At 53.7% G+C, this 22249-nt stretch carries 25 protein-coding genes; 12 read left to right on the forward strand and 13 right to left on the reverse strand.

Features of this window, described 5'->3' with window-relative positions:
- Positions 1-142 precede the first annotated feature (142 nt).
- On the reverse strand, positions 143-430 hold the full coding sequence (gene yjfN, locus ACFX4O_RS20765; protein WP_020456246.1) for a DUF1471 family protease activator YjfN: 288 nt from the start codon (positions 428-430) through the stop codon (positions 143-145).
- 123 nt (positions 431-553) lie between these two features.
- On the reverse strand, positions 554-883 hold the full coding sequence (gene bsmA, locus ACFX4O_RS20770; RefSeq protein ID WP_044489546.1) for a biofilm peroxide resistance protein BsmA: 330 nt from the start codon (positions 881-883) through the stop codon (positions 554-556).
- Positions 884-1070: 187 nt separating this feature from the next.
- On the opposite strand from bsmA, the gene yjfP reads away from it, so the two are divergent.
- On the forward strand, positions 1071-1820 hold the full coding sequence (yjfP, locus tag ACFX4O_RS20775) for an esterase (RefSeq protein WP_380211007.1): 750 nt from the start codon (positions 1071-1073) through the stop codon (positions 1818-1820).
- Here the strand turns inward: yjfP and ACFX4O_RS20780 are convergent.
- Positions 1817-2998, reverse strand: coding sequence for an MFS transporter (locus ACFX4O_RS20780; protein ID WP_380211009.1), 1182 nt, complete (start codon positions 2996-2998; stop codon positions 1817-1819). The two genes, yjfP and ACFX4O_RS20780, sit on opposite strands and share 4 nt — an antisense overlap.
- A gap of 157 nt (positions 2999-3155) precedes the next feature.
- Positions 3156-3428 (reverse strand): DUF1471 domain-containing protein, encoded by a 273-nt coding sequence (locus ACFX4O_RS20785; protein ID WP_380211011.1) that lies wholly within the window; start codon positions 3426-3428, stop codon positions 3156-3158.
- Positions 3429-3772: 344 nt separating this feature from the next.
- On the opposite strand from ACFX4O_RS20785, the gene rpsF reads away from it, so the two are divergent.
- The 5 genes from rpsF to ACFX4O_RS20810 all read left to right on the forward strand — a co-directional run bounded on the left by rpsF (position 3773) and on the right by ACFX4O_RS20810 (position 6414).
- Entirely contained in the window at positions 3773-4168 is a 396-nt protein-coding gene (gene rpsF, locus ACFX4O_RS20790) for a 30S ribosomal protein S6 (protein ID WP_131407265.1), read from the forward strand.
- A 6-nt stretch (positions 4169-4174) separates the two neighbouring features.
- Positions 4175-4489, forward strand: a complete 315-nt coding sequence (gene priB, locus ACFX4O_RS20795) for a primosomal replication protein N (RefSeq protein ID WP_017459147.1) — start codon at positions 4175-4177, stop codon at positions 4487-4489.
- A gap of 4 nt (positions 4490-4493) precedes the next feature.
- On the forward strand, positions 4494-4721 hold the full coding sequence (rpsR, locus tag ACFX4O_RS20800) for a 30S ribosomal protein S18 (protein ID WP_002210155.1): 228 nt from the start codon (positions 4494-4496) through the stop codon (positions 4719-4721).
- Between the two features lie 39 nt (positions 4722-4760).
- On the forward strand, positions 4761-5210 hold the full coding sequence (gene rplI / locus ACFX4O_RS20805) for a 50S ribosomal protein L9 (protein ID WP_131407267.1): 450 nt from the start codon (positions 4761-4763) through the stop codon (positions 5208-5210).
- Between the two features lie 274 nt (positions 5211-5484).
- Positions 5485-6414, forward strand: a complete 930-nt coding sequence (locus ACFX4O_RS20810) for a DMT family transporter (RefSeq protein WP_131407268.1) — start codon at positions 5485-5487, stop codon at positions 6412-6414.
- 20 nt (positions 6415-6434) lie between these two features.
- On the opposite strand, the gene ACFX4O_RS20815 is transcribed toward ACFX4O_RS20810, so the two are convergent.
- The gene (locus ACFX4O_RS20815) at positions 6435-7085 is read right to left on the reverse strand and encodes a LysM-like peptidoglycan-binding domain-containing protein (protein ID WP_380211015.1); all 651 of its coding nucleotides are present in this window, start codon (positions 7083-7085) and stop codon (positions 6435-6437) included.
- A 263-nt stretch (positions 7086-7348) separates the two neighbouring features.
- Between ACFX4O_RS20815 and fklB the strand changes: the two genes are divergently transcribed.
- The gene (fklB, locus tag ACFX4O_RS20820) at positions 7349-7969 is read left to right on the forward strand and encodes an FKBP-type peptidyl-prolyl cis-trans isomerase (RefSeq protein WP_020456255.1); all 621 of its coding nucleotides are present in this window, start codon (positions 7349-7351) and stop codon (positions 7967-7969) included.
- A 300-nt stretch (positions 7970-8269) separates the two neighbouring features.
- Positions 8270-9682, forward strand: a complete 1413-nt coding sequence (gene cycA, locus ACFX4O_RS20825) for a D-serine/D-alanine/glycine transporter (protein WP_131407272.1) — start codon at positions 8270-8272, stop codon at positions 9680-9682.
- A gap of 61 nt (positions 9683-9743) precedes the next feature.
- Here cycA and ytfE read toward each other — a convergent pair whose 3' ends face one another.
- Positions 9744-10406: an iron-sulfur cluster repair protein YtfE gene (gene ytfE, locus ACFX4O_RS20830; protein WP_131407274.1), complete on the reverse strand. Its 663-nt coding sequence runs from the start codon at positions 10404-10406 to the stop codon at positions 9744-9746.
- 273 nt (positions 10407-10679) lie between these two features.
- Between ytfE and ACFX4O_RS20835 the strand changes: the two genes are divergently transcribed.
- On the forward strand, positions 10680-12335 hold the full coding sequence (locus ACFX4O_RS20835) for a methyl-accepting chemotaxis protein (protein ID WP_380211018.1): 1656 nt from the start codon (positions 10680-10682) through the stop codon (positions 12333-12335).
- A 350-nt stretch (positions 12336-12685) separates the two neighbouring features.
- On the opposite strand, the gene ACFX4O_RS20840 is transcribed toward ACFX4O_RS20835, so the two are convergent.
- The 3 genes from ACFX4O_RS20840 to ACFX4O_RS20850 form a co-directional block, all read right to left on the reverse strand.
- Positions 12686-13651 carry a DMT family transporter gene (locus tag ACFX4O_RS20840; RefSeq protein WP_380211020.1) on the reverse strand — a complete coding sequence of 322 codons (966 nt, stop codon included), beginning with the start codon at positions 13649-13651 and terminating at the stop codon, positions 12686-12688.
- A gap of 75 nt (positions 13652-13726) precedes the next feature.
- Complete coding sequence (locus ACFX4O_RS20845; protein ID WP_380211099.1) at positions 13727-14551, reverse strand: AraC family ligand binding domain-containing protein; 825 nt, start codon at positions 14549-14551, stop codon at positions 13727-13729.
- A gap of 81 nt (positions 14552-14632) precedes the next feature.
- A complete protein-coding gene (locus ACFX4O_RS20850; RefSeq protein WP_380211022.1) occupies positions 14633-15481 on the reverse strand; it encodes an SDR family oxidoreductase in 849 nt (282 codons plus the stop codon).
- An 85-nt stretch (positions 15482-15566) separates the two neighbouring features.
- Between ACFX4O_RS20850 and ACFX4O_RS20855 the strand changes: the two genes are divergently transcribed.
- Positions 15567-15977 (forward strand): winged helix-turn-helix transcriptional regulator, encoded by a 411-nt coding sequence (locus ACFX4O_RS20855; protein ID WP_380211024.1) that lies wholly within the window; start codon positions 15567-15569, stop codon positions 15975-15977.
- On the opposite strand, the gene ACFX4O_RS20860 is transcribed toward ACFX4O_RS20855, so the two are convergent.
- Positions 15978-17921: a bifunctional 2',3'-cyclic-nucleotide 2'-phosphodiesterase/3'-nucleotidase gene (locus tag ACFX4O_RS20860; RefSeq protein ID WP_380211026.1), complete on the reverse strand. Its 1944-nt coding sequence runs from the start codon at positions 17919-17921 to the stop codon at positions 15978-15980.
- A gap of 189 nt (positions 17922-18110) precedes the next feature.
- Between ACFX4O_RS20860 and cysQ the strand changes: the two genes are divergently transcribed.
- A complete protein-coding gene (gene cysQ / locus ACFX4O_RS20865; RefSeq protein ID WP_380211028.1) occupies positions 18111-18851 on the forward strand; it encodes a 3'(2'),5'-bisphosphate nucleotidase CysQ in 741 nt (246 codons plus the stop codon).
- Here cysQ and ACFX4O_RS20870 read toward each other — a convergent pair.
- Positions 18845-19402, reverse strand: a complete 558-nt coding sequence (locus tag ACFX4O_RS20870; protein ID WP_017459133.1) for a YtfJ family protein — start codon at positions 19400-19402, stop codon at positions 18845-18847. The genes cysQ and ACFX4O_RS20870 overlap by 7 nt on opposite strands.
- Positions 19403-19737: 335 nt before the next feature.
- Between ACFX4O_RS20870 and ACFX4O_RS20875 the strand changes: the two genes are divergently transcribed.
- Positions 19738-19944 (forward strand): DUF1107 domain-containing protein, encoded by a 207-nt coding sequence (locus ACFX4O_RS20875; RefSeq protein ID WP_004857160.1) that lies wholly within the window; start codon positions 19738-19740, stop codon positions 19942-19944.
- A 73-nt stretch (positions 19945-20017) separates the two neighbouring features.
- On the opposite strand, the gene ACFX4O_RS20880 is transcribed toward ACFX4O_RS20875, so the two are convergent.
- Together ACFX4O_RS20880 and msrA are read right to left on the reverse strand one after the other, a co-directional pair.
- A complete protein-coding gene (locus ACFX4O_RS20880; RefSeq protein WP_380211030.1) occupies positions 20018-21355 on the reverse strand; it encodes a hemolysin family protein in 1338 nt (445 codons plus the stop codon).
- Between the two features lie 180 nt (positions 21356-21535).
- Positions 21536-22180 carry a peptide-methionine (S)-S-oxide reductase MsrA gene (msrA, locus tag ACFX4O_RS20885; protein ID WP_380211032.1) on the reverse strand — a complete coding sequence of 215 codons (645 nt, stop codon included), beginning with the start codon at positions 22178-22180 and terminating at the stop codon, positions 21536-21538.
- Positions 22181-22249: the final 69 nt, after the last annotated feature.

Genomic DNA, 22249 nt, shown 5'->3' on the forward strand with positions numbered 1-22249 from the left:
CTCCTTCAACGGCACAATTACGATAACATTTAGTTTGTCAATGTAACAAAATGTTACATTGGTGTATCCTTACGATAACATAATCTTAATGATTGTAGGGGCATAAAAAAGCCACCCAATTTAGGTGGCTTTTTCCAGCGGCTCAGGCGTACAAAATGGCCTGCACTCGCCAGTTGTCAACTTGTTGATCTTCCTGCATTCGCACAATGCGATACCAGGAGGCTCCCTGTTCATCTGCTTTTAACGCGATAACCCGCTCCACATCCTGTAGGCTCCCTGAGACATTATTGACGGAGATGAGACCGATTTCGTTTAATCCCGTCACGCAGTCAGCGCTGGCGAACTCTGCAGGCTGCGCTGTTGTATTTAGCAAACCGGTAGAAAGCAACAGTGAGTTTAAGGCAAGAGATCGTTTCATAGTCAGCTCCATTTTACGTTACCCCGATTGTTTGCAGGGCTTCCTTTCGCGCAACGGATTCGAAAAATCCTATTGTGCACAGGAGAACATCAATGGACGCAAAGCAATGTAAATGTCCTGAAAATCAACGCCTCGCTACTGTTTGTACAGCAGGGCGCGTCCGAACCAACGACCGGGAATTATGGTGTCATCCATCATGATGATGACGTAATAATTGGCGCCGGCGGCCACGGCTTTGGCTTTGATTGCGTCTTCCACGTCCATGGGAGAACCCAGTACCGTTACGCTAACGGCACCAATCTCGCGAAGATCCTGCGTTTGATTACGGCGGATTTCCTGCGGATGGTCGCTAACCGGCGGTGCAGATTGCGGCTTACCTTCCAGCACTGCGCAGCCGCTTAATAACAAGGCGAACAGTAAGCACGGTAAAGCACGCATGGTTTTCTCATCTCTCCTGATTGCCATAGTGTAGTTCCTGGTGAATTTCCGTTTGGGGGAATGTTCCCGAAATGTTATCCCGAGCACTAATTTCGAATGAAAGTGTTTTGAAAGCGTAATCTATCTCTCACCGTCGTCAGATGCTCATGCGAAATCGGACTTGCGCCACCTTGTCGCCAGTGGCATACCAGCACTATAGATCAAGGAGGGAGTGATGATTGAACTTCAGGTTGAACAATTTGCAGGTGTCGAAACGCTGCATGCCTTCCCGGCGGGAAAACGCGCCAAACCGCTGCCTTGTGTCGTGTTTTATCACGGCTTCACCTCGTCAAAGCTGGTCTACAGCTACTTTGCCGTGGCGCTGGCGCAAGCCGGTTTTCGCGTGGTTATGCCAGACGCACCGGATCATGGCGCGCGCTTTAGTGGTGATGTGGAACGGCGTTTACACCAGTTTTGGCAAATTTTGCAGGGCAATATTGAAGAATTCACCGTGCTGCGCGACGCGCTGGAGCACCTTGAATTAATTGATAATCAGCGGCTGGCGGTCGGCGGCGCGTCGATGGGCGCAATGACTGCGCTGGGCATTATGACCCAGCATCCGGAAGTGCGCTGCGTCGCAAGCCTGATGGGGTCCGGCTATTTCACCTCGCTTGCGCGCACGCTTTTCCCGCCGTTGGCCGTGACGACGCCGGAACAGCAGCGTGAATTCGACACAATAATTGCTCCGCTCTCACGGTGGGATGTCAGTACGCAACTGGCGCACATTGCCGATCGCCCCCTGCTGCTGTGGCACGGCGAGCAGGATGATGTGGTGCCAGCGGCGGAATCGTTCCGTTTACAGCAAGCTTTGCAAGAAGAGGGGCTGGACGCGCATCTCACTTATCAGTGGGAAGCCGGGGTAACGCATCGTATTACCCCGCAAGCCTTGAGTGCGACAACGGACTTTTTTAGTCGTTACCTTTAAGCCGTTCGGCGAAGGCGGATAATCACCAGCGCAAGAACGCAGATGATGGCACCCGCCCAGAAGGTTGACGCCGCGCCGTGGCTTTCCCACAAAAACCCGGCGCCGAGGCTCGCCAGCAGCAGCGCAACGCCGCTAATCAGATTGAACATGCCGAATGCTGTGCCGCGCAGTTCTGCCGGTGCGGTATCGGCAACCATGGTCGCGAGTAAGCCTTGCGTCATGCCCATATGCACGCCCCACAAGGCGACACCGAGCAGCAGCGTGCTCCAGTGCTGGCTGAGCGCCAGCGCTATATCTGCGAAGATCAGCACCACCAGGCCTAACTGTAATAACCGGCTATGGCTGATACGGTCCGACAATTTGCCAAACGGATACGCGGTGACCGAGTAGACCAGGTTCATGGCAACCATCACCAGCGGAATGGTGGCCAGTGGGATTTCCATCTGCTGGGCGCGCAGCACCAAAAATGCTTCGCTAAAGCGGGCAAGGGTGAAGATAAAGCCGAGCGCCACCACCCACCAATATGCACGGCTTAGCTGTTTGAGATTTTCACGGCGAATGGGATTGGTGCGCTTTTGGGTGATGGGTGTTTTCGGCTCGTGCAGGCCAAAGAACAGCAACGCGACCGCCAGAACACCGGGGATCACCGCGATCCAGAACACGGCCTGGAAGTTGTCATTCCATAGCAGCATCAATGCGACCGCCAGCAATGGCCCGAGGAATGCACCAATGGTGTCCAGCGACTGACGTAGCCCAAACGCCGCACCGCGGATTTCAGCCGGGGTGACATCGGCAACCAGCGCATCGCGCGGCGCGCCGCGAATGCCTTTGCCAAGCCGGTCCATCATGCGAGCGCCAAACACCAGGCCGGATGTCGAGGCCAGCGCAAACAGCGGCTTGCTTAATGCGCCCATGCCATAACCCAGCAGCGCCAGCCCTTTACGTTTGCCGATGTAGTCGCTGACCATGCCGGAAAAGACTTTCACCATTAGCGCCGTCGCTTCCGCCAGCCCTTCAATCAGGCCAATAATCACGACGCTTGTGCCGAGCGTCGTTGCCATAAACAGCGGCAGCAGGCTGTGGATCATCTCCGATGAAATATCCATCAACATACTGACGCCGCCTAATACCCAGACCCCCGCAGGTATGCGACCTAACGTTGAAAACCGCTTGAGCATGACTTTCCTCGTAACTTTCCATCACCGCAGCCAGAGCGCTATTAAACCTGCCGGAAAGGAGTTTGATAAGGGGAATAAGAAAAGAATTCTCACGTCGGAGTGCGGCCCCAATGCCGGGGCCGCAATTGCAAGAGGGACTGGCCTGTAAAACGTGTAATTAGCGGTAGATAAACGCGCTGACGTGCAGGTTGCCGTTGCTCCCCGGCTCATGAGTAAGTTCTGCACGGTAATATTTTGCGCTGCGCGCGTCGGCCTCGTCATTGAGCGCCTCGTCCGCTTCATGCTCGGTGGCGAAGTTATGATTGATATAGATAACGCCTAAGCTATGCACATCGTCCATGTTGCGGGCTTGCTGGTTGTTGAGTTTAATTGCCGCTGCGGCATTGGCGCTAAGCAGCAAGGTTGTTAATAATATTGCGATGTATTTCATGATGTTATGCTCCGATAATGCGTCATTTTTTAATTTCTCAACATCTCTCCTCCTTATATTTGAGGCCTGTTTAAAGTTTACGCGTTAGCCCGAGAAGGTATCGCGACCATTTCTGATGCAGTCATTCAAAAAAATGCCGTAATGCGTTGTGATTAATTTTAATTCGCCTTACTCACTTATCTTTGCGCTTAGTGCGAATTATTTGCGTAATAGCCTTGAGTTTGTTTGGGTAGACCAGTATTATGGCGCGTCAATTTTTCAGCCGACCTTTAATCACGTTCCTTGCCTCCCCGGGATTCGGCTGACCCAGACAGGAGGCTGAATAATCCGTAAGGAGCAATTCGATGCGTCATTACGAAATCGTTTTTATGGTCCATCCTGACCAGAGCGAACAGGTTCCGGGTATGATCGAACGTTACACTGGTGCAATCACTGCAGCAGAAGGTACGATCCACCGTCTGGAAGACTGGGGCCGCCGTCAGCTGGCTTACCCGATTAACAAACTGCACAAAGCACACTACGTTCTGCTGAACGTTGAAGCTCCGCAGGAAGTTATCGATGAGCTGGAAACAAACTTCCGCTTCAACGATGCCGTTATCCGCAGCATGGTTATGCGTACTAAACACGCTGTTACTGAAGCATCTCCGATGGTTAAAGCGAAAGACGAGCGTCGTGAACGTCGCGATGATTTCGCAAATGAAACCTCAGATGATGCAGATGCTGGGGATTCTGAAGAGTAATTACTGATGGCCAACCGCCTGGTGTTGTCCGGCACAGTGTGCAGGGCGCCGCTTCGTAAGGTCAGCCCGTCAGGAATTCCTCACTGCCAGTTCGTGCTTGAGCACCGTTCTGTGCAGGAGGAAGCCGGTTTTCACCGGCAGGCGTGGTGCCAAATGCCTGTAATAATCAGCGGGCAGGAGAACCAGGCCATTACTCACAGTATAACGGTCGGCAGCGCAGTAACTGTTCAGGGGTTCATCAGTTGCCACAAGGCAAAGAACGGCTTGAGCAAAATGGTTCTGCATGCCGAGCAGATTGAATTGATAGATTCTGGAGACTAGCCAAATGGCACGTTATTTCCGTCGTCGCAAGTTCTGCCGTTTCACAGCGGAAGGCGTTGTTGAGATTGATTACAAAGATATCGCAACGTTGAAAAACTACATTACCGAAAGCGGTAAAATCGTCCCGAGCCGTATTACCGGTACTCGTGCGAAATACCAGCGTCAGCTGGCTCGCTGCATCAAGCGCGCTCGCTACCTGTCCCTGCTGCCATACACTGATCGTCATCAGTAATTGGCCGCTGTCTATTAACGACTTTAAGAGGATAAGGTAATGCAAGTTATTCTGCTTGATAAAGTAGCAAACCTGGGTAGCCTGGGCGATCAGGTTAACGTTAAAGCGGGTTACGCTCGTAACTTCCTGGTACCGCAGGGCAAAGCTGTTCCAGCTACCAAGAAAAACGTTGAATATTTCGAAGCACGTCGCGCTGAACTGGAAGCCAAACTGGCTGACGTTCTGGCGGCTGCTAACGCTCGCGCTGAAAGCATCAATGCACTGGGCTCTGTTACCATCGCGTCTAAAGCAGGCGACGAAGGTAAACTGTTCGGTTCCATCGGTACCCGCGATATCGCTGACGCTGTAACTGCAGCTGGCGTTAAAGTGGCGAAGAGCGAAGTTCGTCTGCCGAACGGCGTTCTGCGTACTACCGGTGAGCACGAAGTGGACTTCCAGGTTCACAGCGAAGTATTCGCTAAACTGACTGTAAACGTTGTTGCTGAGTAATTCGTTACTCACAGCGATGTCCCTAAGTAGTTCGGGCTTGCAGGAAGGCGGCAAGTGAGTGAATCCCAGGAGCTTAGATAACTAAGTGACTGGGATGAGCGAATGCAGCCAACGCATCTGTAACTCGAAATACGACGGGAAATGAAACGCCGGCTTTGTGCCGGCGTTTTGCTTTTTAGCACTACCAGAAATGGTCATTGTTCCTTGCAGGGTGGATATTTCTTAGGCATCCTCAGATAATAATTGAAACGCAATTTTATCTTTGAGATTTGTCATGGAAACCGCTTTGCCCACACCCGTTTTTGCCCGCCGAAATGTGGCTTACGCCTGCGCCACGCTCTGTTGTCTGCTCTGGGGTAGCTCCTACCCGGCCATTAAAAACGGCTACGAACTCTTTCACATTGCCACCGACGACATCCCCTCAAAAGTGGTATTTGCCGGTTATCGTTTCCTGTTCGCAGGCGTGTTGTTGCTGCTGTTCGCGTTGGCGCAGCGCAAACCGATCGGCAGACTATCGGCTATGCAGTTTGGGCAACTGACGGTGCTCGGGTTAACGCAAACGACCCTGCAATACACCTTCTTCTATATCGGTCTTGCTTATACCACTGGCGTAAACGGGTCGATCATGAATGCGACCGGCACCTTCTTTAGCGTGCTGTTGGCGCATTTCATCTATCAAAACGACAAGCTCAGCTACAACAAAAGCCTCGGCTGCATTTTGGGCTTTGCCGGCGTCATGCTGGTGAACTTCCACAGCGGTATGCGTGATTTTGTTTTTGTCTGGAACGGCGACGGTTTCATTGTGCTGGCGGCGTTTATCCTCTCTGCCGCCACGCTGTATGGCAAACGTATTTCCCAGACGGTCGATCCCACGGTGATGACCGGTTGGCAGCTGGCTATCGGCGGTGTTGCTCTGCTGGTTGGCGGCTATCTATCGGGCGGAACGCTGGAAGTGCATAGCCTCAGCGCAGTGGCGATCCTCGGCTATCTTACGCTGCTGTCGTCGGTGGCGTTCGCCCTGTGGAGCATGCTGTTGAAAGTGAATCGCGTGAGTATGATTGCGCCGTTCAATTTCGTGATACCAGTTGCCGGTACGGTGCTCTCCGCTATTTTCCTTGGGGAGAACATCCTCGATATCAAATACGCGGTCGCACTGGTGCTGGTCTGCTCAGGGATCTGGTGGGTTAACAAACGAGCCGGGTAACGTGTACCCGGCACAGTGCATCAACGCGCGCGGATAAAGCTGCCGTCCGGCTGGCGGGTAAACAGCACCGGCTGACCGCCGGTTTCAATGGTTAACCCGGTCACTACGCCGTTGGCGTTCTGGCGGATTTTCACCATCTGGCCGCTTTGCAGGCTGCTGAGCGGTTTACCATCACCTTCCACTTTTGCCATTGCATAGACATCGGTTGGCGGCAGGTTGTGGTCGCGGAACAGTTGCGCCAGCGTTTTCCCCTCTTCAACGCGGTAAGCGCGCCACTGCTGTTCGATTCCGCTGGAAGAGGGCAGCGTGTTCTGCGCTACATGCTGGCGCGGTTGCTGTTGCTCTACTGGTTGCTGCTGTTGTACGGACTCTTCCGCACTCGGCGCGGTCTGCTGCGGCTCACTCACCACCTGCGGCGGCGTTGGCTCAGTTGCGGAAGGTTGCGGCTGTGAAGCGGTGGGAAGATTGAGTTGCGCTTCACGTGTACCGGTTGGCGCTGTTGAACGGTTGCTGTCGTCAGTTGACGGTAACAGAAAACCGATAATCACCAGCAAAGTCGCGAGGATCAGGCCGCGACGGTGCAATGGCGGGAGCGGGTCCATCAGGCGAAAATGCTCCGGGGCATGCCAGATTTTCACCAGGGTAGGTTTCAGTTCAAATCGCCCGGGCATGGCTTTCCTCCTGCTCCGCGTCATTTAAAGTCCTGTCTCGTTGAGTATATACACTTTATCCCGCAACCGCGGCGAGCGCTGTTTTTAACTGCCTGAAAGTCGACAAAAAGCTGCATTTTGTGACCGCAATTCGGGATAAATCTTACTTGCTGTATTCTTTCCCTTTCCCTGCGATTTGTCATCTTTCCTGCGACAAAGTTTTACCCGGTGCAGTGCGGCTGTTATGCTGCGCGCTACCTTAAAAAGCGATGAAAGGAAAACCCATGACAACCCCAACTTTTGACACGATCGAAGCGCAAGCCAGCTACGGCATTGGTTTGCAGGTAGGACAGCAGCTGAGCGAATCCGGGTTAGAGGGGCTGTTACCGGAAGCGCTGGTCGCAGGTATTGCAGATGCACTGGAAGGCAAACAACCCGCTGTTCCGGTAGATGTTGTCCACCGCGCGCTGCGTGAAATTCACGAGCGTGCCGACGCAGTGCGTCGTTCCCGTTTCGAAGAGATGGCGGCGGAAGGCGTGAAATATCTGGAAGAAAACCGCGAGCGTGAAGGCGTGAACAGCACCGAATCCGGTCTGCAATTCCGCGTTATCACCCAGGGCGAAGGCGCTATCCCGGCACGTACCGACCGTGTGCGCGTGCATTACACCGGTAAACTGATTGATGGCAGCGTGTTCGACAGCTCCGTCGCGCGCGGCGAACCGGCTGAGTTCCCGGTTAACGGCGTGATTGCTGGCTGGATCGAAGCCCTGACGCTGATGCCGGTGGGTTCCAAATGGGAACTGACGATTCCTCATAACCTCGCGTATGGCGAGCGCGGCGCTGGTGCATCTATTCCGCCGTTCAGCACGCTGGTATTTGAAGTGGAACTGCTGGAAATCCTGTAATTTCCCGCATGAATGCCTCTTCCCGTCAGGGAAGAGGCTGTGCCCGCTGCGCTGATCGTTTGTTAATAAAACCAATACCAATAGATTATCTTGCAAATGGCGCAATCGGGTGTATTTTTGTGAGCTATTTCGCGTTACCTGAGTGATATGACACTCACTTTAAACAAATATTTAACATTGTTTTTAATTCCGAGTATTCATCCCGCCGATTCTTACCTAATATCTTTGCGTCCATACAAGGGCGGAACACGCAACTAAAAAAGGCCAGTAGAGCCCCAACAACACAGACAGGAATACAACATGGTAGATCAGGTTAAAGTCGTGGCCGACGAACAGGCTTCGACTGAACAGTCGCTACGGCGAAATCTCACAAACCGGCATATTCAGCTCATCGCCATTGGCGGCGCCATCGGTACCGGGTTGTTTATGGGCTCCGGGAAAACCATCAGCCTCGCCGGTCCGTCGATCATTTTTGTTTATATGATCATCGGCTTTATGCTGTTTTTCGTCATGCGCGCCATGGGTGAATTACTGCTGTCGAATCTCGAATACAAATCCTTTAGCGACTTCGCCGCCGACCTGTTAGGGCCGTGGGCGGGGTATTTTACCGGCTGGACATACTGGTTTTGCTGGGTGGTAACCGGTATGGCGGATGTCGTCGCCATCACGGCTTACGCGCAGTTCTGGTTCCCTGGACTTGCCGATTGGGTAGCGGCGCTGGCCGTTGTCGTCGTGCTGCTGAGCCTCAATCTCGCGACGGTAAAAATGTTCGGCGAGATGGAGTTCTGGTTTGCGATGATCAAAATCGTCGCTATTGTCGCGCTGATTATCGTGGGTGTGGTGATGGTGTTGATGCACTTTAAATCCCCGACCGGTGTTGAGGCCTCTTTCTCGCATCTGTGGAATGACGGCGGCTGGTTCCCGAAAGGTATCAGTGGGTTCTTTGCTGGCTTCCAGATTGCGGTGTTTGCCTTTGTGGGGATTGAGCTGGTCGGTACGACCGCAGCGGAGACCAAAGATCCGGAGAAATCCCTGCCGCGCGCCATCAACTCGATTCCGGTGCGCATCATTATGTTCTACGTTTTCGCGCTGATTGTGATCATGTCAGTGACGCCATGGCGCTCTGTGGTGCCGGATAAGAGCCCATTTGTTGAGCTGTTCGTGCTGGTTGGCATTCCGGCGGCGGCGAGCATTATTAACTTCGTGGTGCTGACATCGGCGGCTTCTTCCGCCAACAGCGGCGTATTCTCTACCAGCCGGATGCTGTTCGGTCTGGCGCAGGATGGCGTGGCGCCAAAAGCGTTTGCCAAGCTCTCTAAACGCGCGGTACCGGCAAAAGGGCTGACCTTCTCCTGCATCTGCCTGCTGGGTGGCGTGGTGATGCTGTACGTCAATCCGAGCGCGATTGCTGCGTTCACCATGATCACCACCGTGTCGGCGATCCTGTTTATGTTCGTCTGGACGATCATCCTCTGCTCGTACCTGGTGTACCGTAAGCAGCGCCCGCAGTTGCATGAAAAGTCGAACTATAAAATGCCGCTGGGTAAAATGATGTGCTGGGTGTGCATGGCGTTCTTCGCCTTTGTGTTGGTGCTGCTGACGCTGGAAGCGGATACCCGCCAGGCACTGATCGTGACGCCGTTGTGGTTTGTGGTGTTGGGCGCAGGTTGGCTGTACGCCGGCAAAAAGCGTTTGGCTAACCGCCAGCCATAAAAAAAGAGCCGCGCGGCGGCTCTAAACTTCCATGAATCAAGGCGCTCTCGGGCGCCTTTATTTATTCACCAGCGAGGGCACGCGGGAACAGATTGTTGTTTTCCAGACTGATGTGCTCCATTAGATCGTCAATCAACGTATTGATACCGTTATACATCGCCTTCCAGGTGGTGCAGGCTTCTGGTGGCGGCGTGACGTTATTGGTGATGTGTTTGATCACTTCCAGCAGTTCGCCTGCTTCATCATGCTCACTCTCCATGACGCTTATCGGCCCCATTGCCTGCGAACCCATGCCCTGTTTGATCATCGGGAACAGGATCTGCTCCTCTTTCATCATATGGCTGGAAAGCTCCTGGTGCAGCATGGTCAGGTATTTGGTTAGGCCGCGCGGCACGTTCGGTTTATCGGCGTGGACGCGCTCAACTTTGGTGGCTTGCAGGATCAGTTCCGGCAGTTGTTCGCGGTGGCGGTCATGGTAACGCACGATAATGTGGTCAATGATTTCCGCCAGCCCCGCCACGCGCCAGTCTTTTTCAATCGGCTGCTCGGCAAGCGTCGCCAGCTCGGCTTCGATGACGTCAATATCCAGCTCCTTGCGTGCCGCAGAACGTCCCAGTGTCTGCTTACCGCCGCAGCAGTAATCCATATCATATTTACGGAACAGTGCGGAGGCGCGGGGGATAGAGAGCGCCAGCTCACCCAGGGGTTGATCGCGGAAAGCCATAGCAGTTACCTCATGTAGAATTTATAAGTTGTATTTTAAATACATCTTTAAGGCGATGATATACCCCTTTTGGGGCAGCGGGAATTGCCTTATTCCTTTCTTTTGCGAAAAAATGTGATATTCATCACAAAAAATCTTACGGATTTAACATGTTGAATACAGGTGTTTTTATTGGAAATTACTGGATTGCGACCTGCATCACAATTAAACAACTCCGCGCTGCTGCCGATACCAAAACTCCAGACAATATCCTGCACGCTATAAAGGCTTACAATGTTTAAAAGAATAAAAGTTATTACTTTATTAATCATGGTTTTACTGGTACTTGGTGCAATGCAGCTGATCTCCGCTGGCGTGTTCATCAGTGCGCTTAATAACGATAAAAACAACTTCAATGTTTCCCAGGTTTCCAGCCAGAACGTTTCCGAATTTACCGATGCCTGGATCAGCCTCAACCAGGCGCGTGTGACGCTCAACCGCGGCATGTTACGTCTGCAAAGCAGCACCGCCAGCCAGATTAATGGTGGGCAACTCAGCGAGCTGGCAAGCAATGCGACCAACTTGCTCAACGAGGCGCAAAAGCATTTCGAGAAGTACAAAGCGATCCCGGACACACCGGGGTTGGATCCGAACTTGTCTAAAGATCTGGAAACCCAGTACGGCGTTTACCATGCCACGTTGACGGAAATGAACCGCCTGCTGCTGGCGGGCAACCTGGAAGATATGTTCCGTCAGAATGCCGAAGCGAAACAAGTTGCCATGCAGAAAAGTTATCGTGCGTGGCGTGATGCGCAAACCGTCCTGGCGAGCGAAGGGATCAGCCAGAACGAACAGGATTATCAGCGTATTTTATGGATCCTCGGCACCGTGATGCTGGTCGTGCTGGTGGTGATTATCATGAGCTGGGTTGCAATGCAGCGCGTCCTGTTGAAGCCGTTGCATGAGGTGATGGGGCATATTCGTCATATCGCGACCGGTGATTTGACGCATGACATAGATGCTGAAGGCAAAAATGAAATGGCGCTGCTGGCGCAGAATGTACAGGAAATGCAGCAGTCGCTGGTGAAAACCGTGAGTGTAGTGCGCGATGGCGCAGACACCATTTACACCGGTGCGGGTGAAATTTCCGCTGGCAGCAACGATCTCTCTTCGCGCACTGAGCAGCAGGCCGCTTCTCTGGAAGAGACCGCCGCCAGCATGGAACAGCTCACCGCCACGGTGAAACAGAACGCCGACAACGCCCGCCAGGCGACACAACTGGCACTGAATGCATCCGGTACTGCGAAGAAAGGCGGTGACGTGGTTGATGGTGTGGTGCGTACCATGGATGAGATTGCCAACAGTTCCAGCAAAATCGCGCAGATCACTAACGTGATTGACGGTATCGCTTTCCAGACCAACATTCTGGCGCTGAACGCCGCTGTTGAAGCGGCACGCGCGGGCGAACAAGGCCGTGGCTTTGCAGTCGTCGCGGGCGAAGTGCGTACCCTGGCGCAGCGCAGTGCGCAGGCAGCAAAAGAGATTAAAGGGCTGATTGAAGATTCAAGTAATCGCGTCAATGCAGGGGCAGCACTGGTGCATGAAGCCGGGGAAACCATGGCTGAAATCGTCAGCGCAGTCACGCGCGTGACCGACATCATGGGCGAAATCTCTTCCGCGTCTGACGAGCAGAGCCGTGGTATCGATCAGGTAGGCCAGGCCGTTGCTGAGATGGACCGCGTTACTCAGCAGAACGCCTCACTGGTGGAAGAGTCCGCCGCTGCGGCTGCGGCACTGGAAGAGCAGGCCGCACGCCTGACTGAAACGGTGGCGGTATTTAAGGTCAACCGTACGCGCAGCGCACGCCGTCCTGCGCTGATAACGCCAGCCAGCAAACCGCAGACCAAAGCAACCGAGAACATCAGCGAAGCCAACTGGGAAACGTTCTGATAACGGTTGAACCGATCTCTTGAAACCCGGCATAAGCCGGGTTTTTTTATACCCATTTGAACACCACCTCCGGTGGAGGTGGTCAGCAACAGGTTTTGTTGTCTTTGGATTTAAATCGTTCAGAACAGGCCTGGACAGTTTATTAAGGCTTTTCGTTCGCCGGGCGCAGACATTGCCATCTGCTATGTAGATGGTTTTTTACGGCTCACTGAACACCATATGTTGAAACGTTTTTCTCGCGGGTTTTGGTTGTGTCTGGGTGTCTTAGTATTCACTCTCACGGCACGGGTAGACGCTTTTTTACGGTTTTTGTCATACTTGTCGGTGCGAAACGCATGTGAAGGCGGCTTTTACTCTGCACTCAGCGCGGTGACGCTGGCTTTTTCCGGCTTCGACAGCACTGCCATTAGCACGCCGCCAACCAATAAGACAATGCCGCAGAAGGTGAGTAGCGGCGGCAGACTTTGGCGCAGCAGAAAGGTATAGAGCAGCCCGGCCAGCGTTTCAAAGACGATCAGTGGGCCAACAATTACCGTTGGAAGCCGCTGACAGGCAATGTTCCAGCACAATGCACCCACCCACGAGCAGAGCACCGCAATGGTGAACATCAGCGTGATAAACACCAGCGGACGTGGGCCGAAGGGCAGGGTGAAATCGGGTTGCTGCACACCAAGCCACAGACACGCCGCAAGGTAACCCACCAGTGAAACCGGTAGCGTCACCAGCGCTTGCGCCGTGGCCCACATCATCGGGTTTTTGTCGGGGTTTTCCCGCAGCCAGCGGGCATTGCGCAGCGCATACCAGGCCCAGCAAGCGACCGAGGTGAAAGCCAGCACAATACCGGAACCGTAGCGCCACCCGCTGAAATTGGGCAGGCCCTGGCGTAGTTCGACGATATTCACGCAGCCTAAGCCAAGCGCAATGCACAGTAACGCGGGAGCAAGCTTTCGCCATGCGAGTTTGCCGTCACGCTGGCTGTAGAGCAGGTTGGCGCACACCGGGATCACCACCGGCAGCGTGGCGATAATCATCGTCGACACCGGCGCGCCCGTGCGCTGAATGGCGCTTGCCAGGCAGACGTAATAGATAAGGTTACCCATGACTGTCAGCCATAAGGCTGTGAACCAGTCGCTGCGCGTAAGCTGGCGCAGCCGTGCGCGGCCCAGCCACGCCAGCGGCAAGGCGATAATCCCCAGCGCCAGATAGCGCCCGGTGGATTGCAGCGCCGCCGGGTAATCCGGCACGATTAACGGGCCGACAAAAATAAGCCCCCACAACAGCCCGGCAAGCAGGGCATACAACACGCCACTAATCATCTTTTCACCTACGTTTACATTGGCAGCGGACAGTGTAGGAGAGCAACGCGTGGGAATATTGTATGAGATTGCGCATTAACGGCGCGTGACCTGCTTTTGGTAGCGCACCGGCGTGATGCCGTAGCGGTGCGTAAACGCGCGGGTCAGATGTGACTGATCGGTAAGGCCGGTAACGGCGGCGACATCGGCAGCGGGCATGCCCTGGGTCAGGAATGATTTGGCGCGCCACAGGCGGATCGCCATCAGCATCTGGTGCGGGGTGACATGAAAATGCGCCTTGAACTGGCGTTGAAAATGGTACGGGCTGAGCGCCGCCACTTTCGCCAGTTCGTCGAGCGTCAGGCTGTGCATATAGTTGTCATGCAGGTAATCGCGTACGCGCTCAAACCGGTGTGCGCCTTCCGGGCGCTGCGGCGCATGGTGGGCCAGCGGGCGAAATGTATCGATAAGATCCAGCAAAATCCCTTGTTGCGCCAGCGGATCGTCGGTGTGCCACAAGCCGTGGATCTGCGTGCAGATTTGCCGGGTGCGCAACGGATCGTGACGCATGACATCGCTAAACCACCAGTGGCGGATCCCGGTGACCTCTTCCAGCAAATCCGGTTCGAGATAGACCATGCGATAGCGCCAGCCGTCGGCGGTTTCCGCTTCGCCGGTGTGCAGCTCGTCAGGGTTCATGGTGACCACAGAATGCACCGGCGCGACATACTGTGTGCCGCGATAACGAAAGCGTTCAGCTCCGGCTTCGATCGCGCCAATGCCAAACGCTTCATGGGTGTGCGGTTCAAAGGCATAGCGGGAGATATGCGCGTGATACAACTCAACCCCTGGCAGTAACGCCAGGTGGCGAAAGCGCGCGCAATCTCGCTCATCAGTAAACTGCTCGGGTACGCCTTCCACTGTCTCTCTCCACACCGGTCATCCCTTCATTATTAGGGATGGCCCGGCGGGAGGCTACAAAAATTAACCACTTTGTAACCTTTACAGAAGGTCGTTGACGCTCTTCTCAATCGACGTCGTCGGGCGACCAATCAATTTGCTGAGCGTTTTGCTGTCATCAAACAGGCCACCTTTGGCGGCGCCCGCGTCGGAATCCGCCAGCATGTTGGCGAGCCAGTCTGGCAGACCAACTTCTTTCAGCGCGGCGGCGAAATCGTCTTCGCTCAGGTTCTGGTAAACCACGTTTTTACCGCTGGCTTTGCTGAGTAGCGCGGCCAGTTCAGTGAGCGTCCAGCCGTTATCACCGGCCAGTTCATAGACTTTACCTGCATGCCCCTCTTCGCTTATCACGCGTGCGGCAGCGGCAGCGTAATCGGCGCGGGTGGCGGAGGCGATTTTGCCGTCACCGGCTGCGCCAATAAATACCCCGTGCGCCAGTGCCGCTGGCGCGCTTGCCAGGTAGTTTTCGCTGTACCAGCCGTTACGCAGCAGAGCATAAGGAATGCCGGAATCGGCGAGCATTTTCTCGGTTTCAACGTGCTCAACATGCAGACCAAGCGGGGATTTATCCGCGTGCAGCAGGCTGGTGTAAGCGATGAATTTCACTCCGGCGGCTTTGGTGGCGTTAATCACATTGCGGTGTTGCGTGGCGCGCTGGCCCACTTCGCTGCTGGAGATCAGCAGCAGTTTGTTCACGCCCGCCAGCGCCTGGGTTAACGCTGCCTGGTCGCCATAATCAGCCTGGCGTACCAGCACGCCTTGTTTGCTGAGCGCTTCGGCTTTCGCCGGGTTACGAACGATCGCGACAATTTCTTTTGCCGCCACGGTTTTCAGCAGTTCTTCTACCACAAACTGGCCCAGTTGGCCGGTTGCGCCGGTGAGTGCGATCATGGGTATTCTCCTTCGGTGCTCGATGAGTGTTGTGGTACGCTAACACCTTAACTAACTTTTAGTAAGTACGTACAAAAAGGTAAGTATGAAAACGCAATCCCGGCCGCAAACATTGAGTGAACAGGTTCGCAACGGCAACCTGTTTGCCGAGCAGTGTCCCTCGCGGGATGTTCTGAAACACGTCACCAGCCGCTGGGGCGTATTGATCCTGGTGGCGCTGCGTGATGGCACCCACCGTTTTAGCGATCTGCGCCGCAAAATGGGTGGCGTCAGTGAAAAGATGCTGGCGCAGAGCCTGCAATGGCTGGAGCAGGATGGCTTTATCAACCGCGTCGCTTACCCGGTTGTGCCGCCGCATGTCGAGTATAGCCTGACCCCGCTGGGTGAACAGGTGAGCGAGAAGGTCGCCGCACTGGCGGACTGGATAGAACTGAATATTCCGCAGGTGCTGGCCTTCCGCGATGAACGGGAAGGCCAGCAGGCGTTGGTTGAATAACTACTTGTTTAACTGAAGGTTATAGATAGCAAATCCGATCTCGTCGGTAGCGACTTTCGCCATCGGGTAGCGGGCTTTGTCTTTGATAAACGCGGCGGCTTTGTCTGTAGGCGCAGTTTCAAAACGAATATCCAGCTTCGTGTCGCTGTGGATCGGTGCCAGTTGCCAGTTATTGTCGGCGGCAGGATGAATTTCGCCCGCGCGTTGGGTTTCATCGCTTATCCATTTCGCCAGCACGGCCCGGTTTTCATCCGGCGAGGCAAAGGCAATATGGCTGTCGCCCGTACCGGCAAATTTGCCGCCGTAGGCGCGGTAGTTATTGGTCGCAACGAGGAACACCGCGTTCGGATCAATCGGTTTGCCGTTAAAGGTCAGATTTTTAATACGCTCAGCCTGCGGGTTAACGCTCTGGCATTCGCCGTCGTAGCGCGCTGGCTGCGTGACATCAATCTGGTAGTTCACGCCGTCAATCACATCGAAGTTATAGGTGCGAAAGCCATCCCAGTTGATCAGGCTTTGCGGCTTGTCGCTGTGTGGATCGATCTGGTTAAACTGACCGGCGGAGCACTCCAGCCACTCTTTTACCTCTTTGCCCGTTGCTTTCACCACCACCAGCGTGTTCGGGTAGAGGTACAAATCGGCGGCATTGCGGAAGGTGAGCTGGCCTTTTTCCACTTCGACATAACTGGCGGGATCATTCTTGCGACCACCCACTTTAAACGGCGCGGCGGCGGAAAGCACCGGCAGTTTTGCCAGATCCGGATCGCCCTGAATAAAGTGTTCAACATAGGCTTTCTGCGCGTTGTTCACCACTTGCACGGTCGGATCGTCCTGCACCAGCGCCAGATAGCTGTACATGTTGTCGGCGGATTTGCCGATCGGTTTGCCGACAAATTCTCGGGTGGCGTCATGATCGTGTTTGAGGATCTGCACCAGCTTGCTGTCTTCGCCAACGAGAGCTTTTTTCGCCGCCGCGTCATAAATAGGGCGCGCTTCGGCTTTGGATTCGCGCACCTGCCATTTGCCAGAATCATTGTTCAGCACCAGATCGACCACGCCAAGATGATCGCCCCACATGCCCGGCATCACTGAAGGAATGCCATTCAATGTTCCTTTTTTGATATCTGCGCCTTTTATCGATGCGAAATCTTTACTCGGGAAGACGGCATGGGCGTGACCAAACAGGATCGCGTCCACGCCTGGCACTTCGCTGAGGTAATAAACGGAGTTTTCCGCCATCGACTGATATGGCTCCGCCGACAGCCCGGAGTGTGCGACAACGACCACCAAATCCGCCCCTTTGGCGCGCATTTCCGGCACATATTTACGTGCGGTTTCGGTGATGTCGTTCACCGTCACTTTGCCGCTCAGGTTAGCTTTATCCCAGACCATGATTTGCGGCGGCACAAAGCCGATATAACCGATGCGCAGCGTGTGCGTTTTGCCTTCGCTGTCGGTGACTGGCGTCTCTTTGATTAAGTAAGGTGTGAACAGCGGCTTTTTGCTTTTCGCATCAATAATATTGGCGTTCACATACGGGAATTTCGCGCCCGCCAGTGCTTTGTGCAGGTAATCCAGACCGTAATTGAATTCGTGGTTGCCCAGGTTACCGACGGCGTAATCAAGGGTGTTCATCGCTTTATAGACCGGGTGAACTTCCCCGGCTTTCAGCCCTTTCGCCGCCATATAATCGCCCAGCGGGCTGCCCTGGATTAAGTCTCCGTTATCCACCAGCACGCTGTTTTTGACTTCATGACGGGCGGCGTTGATTAAGCTGGCGGTGCGTACCAGTCCGAATTTTTCCGTCGCCGTGTCTTTGTAGTAATCAAAATCCATCATGTTGCTATGCAAATCAGTGGTTTCCAGAATACGTAAATCCACCGTTGCAGCCTGCACGCTGGCCGCAATCAGCGTGGCCAGAAGCGTTGCACTAAACTTAATCATCAGAGGCATCCTTTTTCGATCTAAGCCACAAAAGAAAGTGTTATGTACATTTTGTTGCTTACAGAATTGTGAATACTGCCATAAAAGCGCGCAAAGAAAACGCAATCGCTATCACAGATGGCAGATTCCGCAGCAATACGATATAAGTAAAACAATGAGTTACAAACCACTGAACAGAAGAGGTGGAAAATGTTAGATGCAATTTGCCAACTCGCGCGCGAAGCGGGCGACGCCATTATGCAGGTTTATGATGGTCATAAACCGATGGAGGTCACCAGCAAAGTCGATGACTCGCCGGTGACGGCCGCAGATATTGCCGCGCACGGAGTGATTGTGCGCGGCTTACAGGCGCTGACGCCGGAGATTCCGGTGCTATCGGAAGAAGATCCACCCGGCTGGGAGGTTCGCCAAACATGGGGGCGTTACTGGCTGGTGGATCCGCTGGATGGCACCAAAGAGTTTATTAAGCGCAATGGTGAGTTTACCGTCAATATTGCCTTGGTTGAGAACGGAAAACCGGTGCTCGGCGTGGTTTACGCCCCGGTGCTGCAAGTGATGTATTCCGCCGCAGAAGGCAAAGCCTGGAAAGAGGAAGCAGGTCATCACCAGCAAATTCAGGTGCGAGATGCGCGCCCGCCGCTGGTGGTCGTCAGCCGTTCGCATGCGGACGATGAACTGAAAGAGTATTTGCAGCATCTTGGCGAACACCAGACCACCGCGATTGGCTCCTCGCTGAAGTTTTGTCTGGTGGCGGAAGGCAAAGCGCAGCTTTACCCGCGCTTTGGGCCGACCAACGTCTGGGACACCGCCGCAGGCCACGCGGTGGCGGTCGCCGCCGGGGCGCATGTTCACGACTGGCAGGGGCGCACACTGGATTACACCCCGCGTGAATCCTTCCTCAACCCCGGCTTTCGGGTTTCGCTCTACTGATTGAGCAGCTTGTGCAGCAGGTCGATTACCTGCTGCACCTCTTGCTGACTCAAACCGCCATCTTTTGCGTACTGTACGCGCCCGTCTTTATCCAGCACTACAATCGCCGAGCTCTCCTCGTCCAGTTTCCAGGCTTTACGCGTTACGCCTTCGCTATCCACAATAAATTGTGACCACGGGTAGAGCTTCTTATTGCTTTCGATGCTGCTGCGCACAAACATCGCGCTGCCGGGAATCGCGTCGTCGGTGTTAACGATGGTGGTGGTTTGGTACTTATCGTGCGGCAGTTTCGCGGATTTGATCGCTTCAATCAGCGCGGCATTCTTCTCTTTTGCCGAGGTTCGACCGGCAATATGCTGCACCACTCGCACTTTGCCTGGAAGTTGGGCGCTATTCCATTTTTTATAGCTAAACTTGTCGTTATCCAGTATCAACTCCCCTCTGTCGGCTATGCCCACAGGCGGCACGCGTTGGTTGTTTTCAAAATTATGGGCTGAAGCAACCAGCGGCAGTAACAGGCATGTCGCTGCCAGGATGTTACGTAGGGTCATAGCGTTTCCTTATTATCTCTTGTGTTTGTGCAGGTGATCCGACCACTTGGGCTCGCGTTTTAATCATAAATGCGATCAATACGTTTTTCCCGCAATCTGGATGCCAGTTTGCGGGCGAACGCACATAACCGTGAAAAAATGTGGGCTTATACTGCGCAGAGTAAGGTGTTTAAAAGAATATTCTGAATAATTGTCATCAAAAGGTAAATAAAGTTATTCACACTATGTATCGGTTAGGTTCTGAACTATAGTCATTGGGCATTAAAATTTGCGCTCATCTACGTTGGTCCGATTGTGGAACCGCAAGAGCGTAATGTTTCACAGGAGATACAAGAATGAAAATTTTCCAGCGTTACAACCCACTTCAGGTGGCTAAATACGTAAAAATCCTGTTTCGTGGACGGTTGTATATCAAGGACGTTGGCGCTTTCGAGTTCGACAAGGGCAAAATCCTTATCCCGAAAGTGAAAGACAAACAGCATCTGTCTGTCATGTCTGAAGTTAACCGCCAGGTTCTGCGTCTGCAAACCGAGATGGCTTAATAGTTGTGCTATGCAGTAGTTTAAATACTATAAAAAACGGCCCCAAAGGGGCCGTTGACATTTCTGCAGCAGATTACGCCGCGCCTTTATTGTCGGCATCCGGCAGCTTCGGTGTCAGCACCGTAGCGCGGGTATCAATACGGGTCACCAGCAACTGATCGATGCGGTAGTTATCAATGTCCACCACTTCGAATTTGTAGCCGGAAAACTTCACCGCATCGGTGCGTTTCGGGATTTTACGCAGCATAAACATCATAAAGCCGCCGATGGTTTCATAATTGCCAGACTGCGGGAATTCATCAATATCCAGCACGCGCATCACGTCATCAATCGGCGTACCGCCATCAATTAGCCATGAGTTTTCATCACGCGCGACGATCATCTCTTCCAGGCCCTGACCGATCAGATCGCCCATCAGCGTGGTCATCACATCGTTAAGCGTGATAACGCCTACTACCAGCGCGTATTCGTTCATGATCACCGCGAAGTCTTCACCGGCAGCTTTGAAACTTTCCAGCGCTTCAGAGAGCGTTAACGTGTCCGGGACAATCAGCGTATTGCGGATCTGCACGCCGCTGTTAAGTGCCATGCTCTGGTTTGCCAGCACGCGGTTCAGCAGATCTTTGGAATCGACATAGCCAACGATATGGTCGATATCATCTTTACAGACCAGAAACTTCGAATGCGGATGCTCCGACACTTTATTTTTCAGGCTCTGCTCATCTTCATGCAGATCGAACCAAATGACGTTTTCGCGCGAGGTCATTGACGACGGCACCGTGCGCGATTCCAGTTCAAACACGTTCTCAATCAGTTCGTGTTCCTGCTTACGCAGCACCCCGGCTAACGCACCGGCTTCCACAACCGCGTAAATATCGTCAGAGGTGATGTCATCTTTACGCGCCATCGGCAGTTTGAAGATGCGGAAAATGACGTTGGCCAGGCCGTTGAAAAACCAGACCAGCGGGCGGAAAACAAATAAGCAGAAGCGCATCGGGTTGATGATACGCAAAGCCACGGCTTCAGGCGCAATCATACCGATGCGTTTCGGTGTCAGGTCGGCGAAAAGAATGAATAACCCGGTCACCAGCGAGAAAGAGATAATAAAGCTGAGTTGTTCGGCAAGCTCCGCGGAAACCACATTGATCAATATGTTGTGAAAAACAGGGGAGAATGCCGCGTCGCCGACGATACCGCCAAGGATGGCGACGGCGTTAAGGCCAATTTGCACCACCGTAAAGAACATGCCAGGTGTTTCCTGCATTTTCAAAATACGTTGGGCGTTGATGTTGCCTTCATCGGCAAGCAGTTTGAGTTTAATTTTTCGCGATGCGGCGAGTGAGATCTCGGACAACGAGAAAAACGCACTTACCGCGATCAGACAGAGTATGACTAAGATACTGTTTAACATAATTTATCCAGTTATTAACCGGATCCTCGGAAGGGTTTTTGAAAATCCATGTGGTAAACACAATGAAAGCCGGCCCGAAGCAGTGGACCGGCAATTTCGAGGGGTAGTATAGCGTAAGCCTGTTGCAGGCTACCAGAGGCTTAATTTGCGCCGTTTTTCGGTGATAAACTCAGCTGCTTTTTAAAGGTTAAGCTGCGGTGGCAAACAAACACCAATCCCGCCGATACCGCAGTAGCCGTGCGGGTTTTTATACAGATATTGTTGATGCTCATCTTCCGCGTAATAAAACGGCGTCGCGGTTTTGATCTCAGTCGTTACCTGGCGCGCGTCGCCTGCGCTGCGCATCGCCTCCTGGAAGCGTGCGAGGCTGGCTTGTGCGGCGTCGCTTTGTTCCTGCGTCAGCGGGTAAATCCCCGAACGGTACTGGGTACCCGAATCATTGCCCTGGCGCATGCCCTGCGCCGGATCGTGGTTTTCCCAGAAAACCTGCAGCAGTTTTTCATAACTCACGACATTCGGGTCATATACCACGCGCACCGCCTCCGCGTGACCGGTCAGACCGGAGCACACTTCGCGGTAGGTCGGGTTCGGCGTGTAACCCCCGGTATAACCAGCGGCAGTACTGTAGACGCCTTCTCGTTGCCAGAACAGGCGCTCCACGCCCCAGAAACAGCCCATGGCAAACAAGGCGACTTCCATCCCTTCCGGAACATGACTCATTGAATGCTCGTTAACAGCATGTAAACTGGCTACCGGCATTGGCGTGTTGCGTCCGGGCAAAGCATCTGACTGAGAAACAAGCTCTTTTTTATCGAACAGACTCACGGTAATACCTCCCGGAGGGGCTAATTGCGGTTAGGGTTGTGTTGCGGCCTGTGTTTTAACACAATAAAC

Source organism: Kosakonia sp. YIM B13571, from assembly GCF_042788095.1.
GTDB lineage: Bacteria > Pseudomonadota > Gammaproteobacteria > Enterobacterales > Enterobacteriaceae > Kosakonia > Kosakonia quasisacchari.

Coding starts and splice junctions, on each gene's coding strand:
- yjfN (WP_020456246.1), bottom strand. CDS start 430: ATGGAGCTGACTATGAAACGATCTCTTGCCTTAAACTCACTGTTGCTT.
- bsmA (WP_044489546.1), bottom strand. CDS start 883: ATGGCAATCAGGAGAGATGAGAAAACCATGCGTGCTTTACCGTGCTTA.
- yjfP (WP_380211007.1), top strand. CDS start 1,071: ATGATTGAACTTCAGGTTGAACAATTTGCAGGTGTCGAAACGCTGCAT.
- ACFX4O_RS20780 (WP_380211009.1), bottom strand. CDS start 2,998: ATGCTCAAGCGGTTTTCAACGTTAGGTCGCATACCTGCGGGGGTCTGG.
- ACFX4O_RS20785 (WP_380211011.1), bottom strand. CDS start 3,428: ATGAAATACATCGCAATATTATTAACAACCTTGCTGCTTAGCGCCAAT.
- rpsF (WP_131407265.1), top strand. CDS start 3,773: ATGCGTCATTACGAAATCGTTTTTATGGTCCATCCTGACCAGAGCGAA.
- priB (WP_017459147.1), top strand. CDS start 4,175: ATGGCCAACCGCCTGGTGTTGTCCGGCACAGTGTGCAGGGCGCCGCTT.
- rpsR (WP_002210155.1), top strand. CDS start 4,494: ATGGCACGTTATTTCCGTCGTCGCAAGTTCTGCCGTTTCACAGCGGAA.
- rplI (WP_131407267.1), top strand. CDS start 4,761: ATGCAAGTTATTCTGCTTGATAAAGTAGCAAACCTGGGTAGCCTGGGC.
- ACFX4O_RS20810 (WP_131407268.1), top strand. CDS start 5,485: ATGGAAACCGCTTTGCCCACACCCGTTTTTGCCCGCCGAAATGTGGCT.
- ACFX4O_RS20815 (WP_380211015.1), bottom strand. CDS start 7,085: ATGCCCGGGCGATTTGAACTGAAACCTACCCTGGTGAAAATCTGGCAT.
- fklB (WP_020456255.1), top strand. CDS start 7,349: ATGACAACCCCAACTTTTGACACGATCGAAGCGCAAGCCAGCTACGGC.
- cycA (WP_131407272.1), top strand. CDS start 8,270: ATGGTAGATCAGGTTAAAGTCGTGGCCGACGAACAGGCTTCGACTGAA.
- ytfE (WP_131407274.1), bottom strand. CDS start 10,406: ATGGCTTTCCGCGATCAACCCCTGGGTGAGCTGGCGCTCTCTATCCCC.
- ACFX4O_RS20835 (WP_380211018.1), top strand. CDS start 10,680: ATGTTTAAAAGAATAAAAGTTATTACTTTATTAATCATGGTTTTACTG.
- ACFX4O_RS20840 (WP_380211020.1), bottom strand. CDS start 13,651: ATGATTAGTGGCGTGTTGTATGCCCTGCTTGCCGGGCTGTTGTGGGGG.
- ACFX4O_RS20850 (WP_380211022.1), bottom strand. CDS start 15,481: ATGATCGCACTCACCGGCGCAACCGGCCAACTGGGCCAGTTTGTGGTA.
- ACFX4O_RS20855 (WP_380211024.1), top strand. CDS start 15,567: ATGAAAACGCAATCCCGGCCGCAAACATTGAGTGAACAGGTTCGCAAC.
- ACFX4O_RS20860 (WP_380211026.1), bottom strand. CDS start 17,921: ATGATTAAGTTTAGTGCAACGCTTCTGGCCACGCTGATTGCGGCCAGC.
- cysQ (WP_380211028.1), top strand. CDS start 18,111: ATGTTAGATGCAATTTGCCAACTCGCGCGCGAAGCGGGCGACGCCATT.
- ACFX4O_RS20870 (WP_017459133.1), bottom strand. CDS start 19,402: ATGACCCTACGTAACATCCTGGCAGCGACATGCCTGTTACTGCCGCTG.
- ACFX4O_RS20875 (WP_004857160.1), top strand. CDS start 19,738: ATGAAAATTTTCCAGCGTTACAACCCACTTCAGGTGGCTAAATACGTA.
- ACFX4O_RS20880 (WP_380211030.1), bottom strand. CDS start 21,355: ATGTTAAACAGTATCTTAGTCATACTCTGTCTGATCGCGGTAAGTGCG.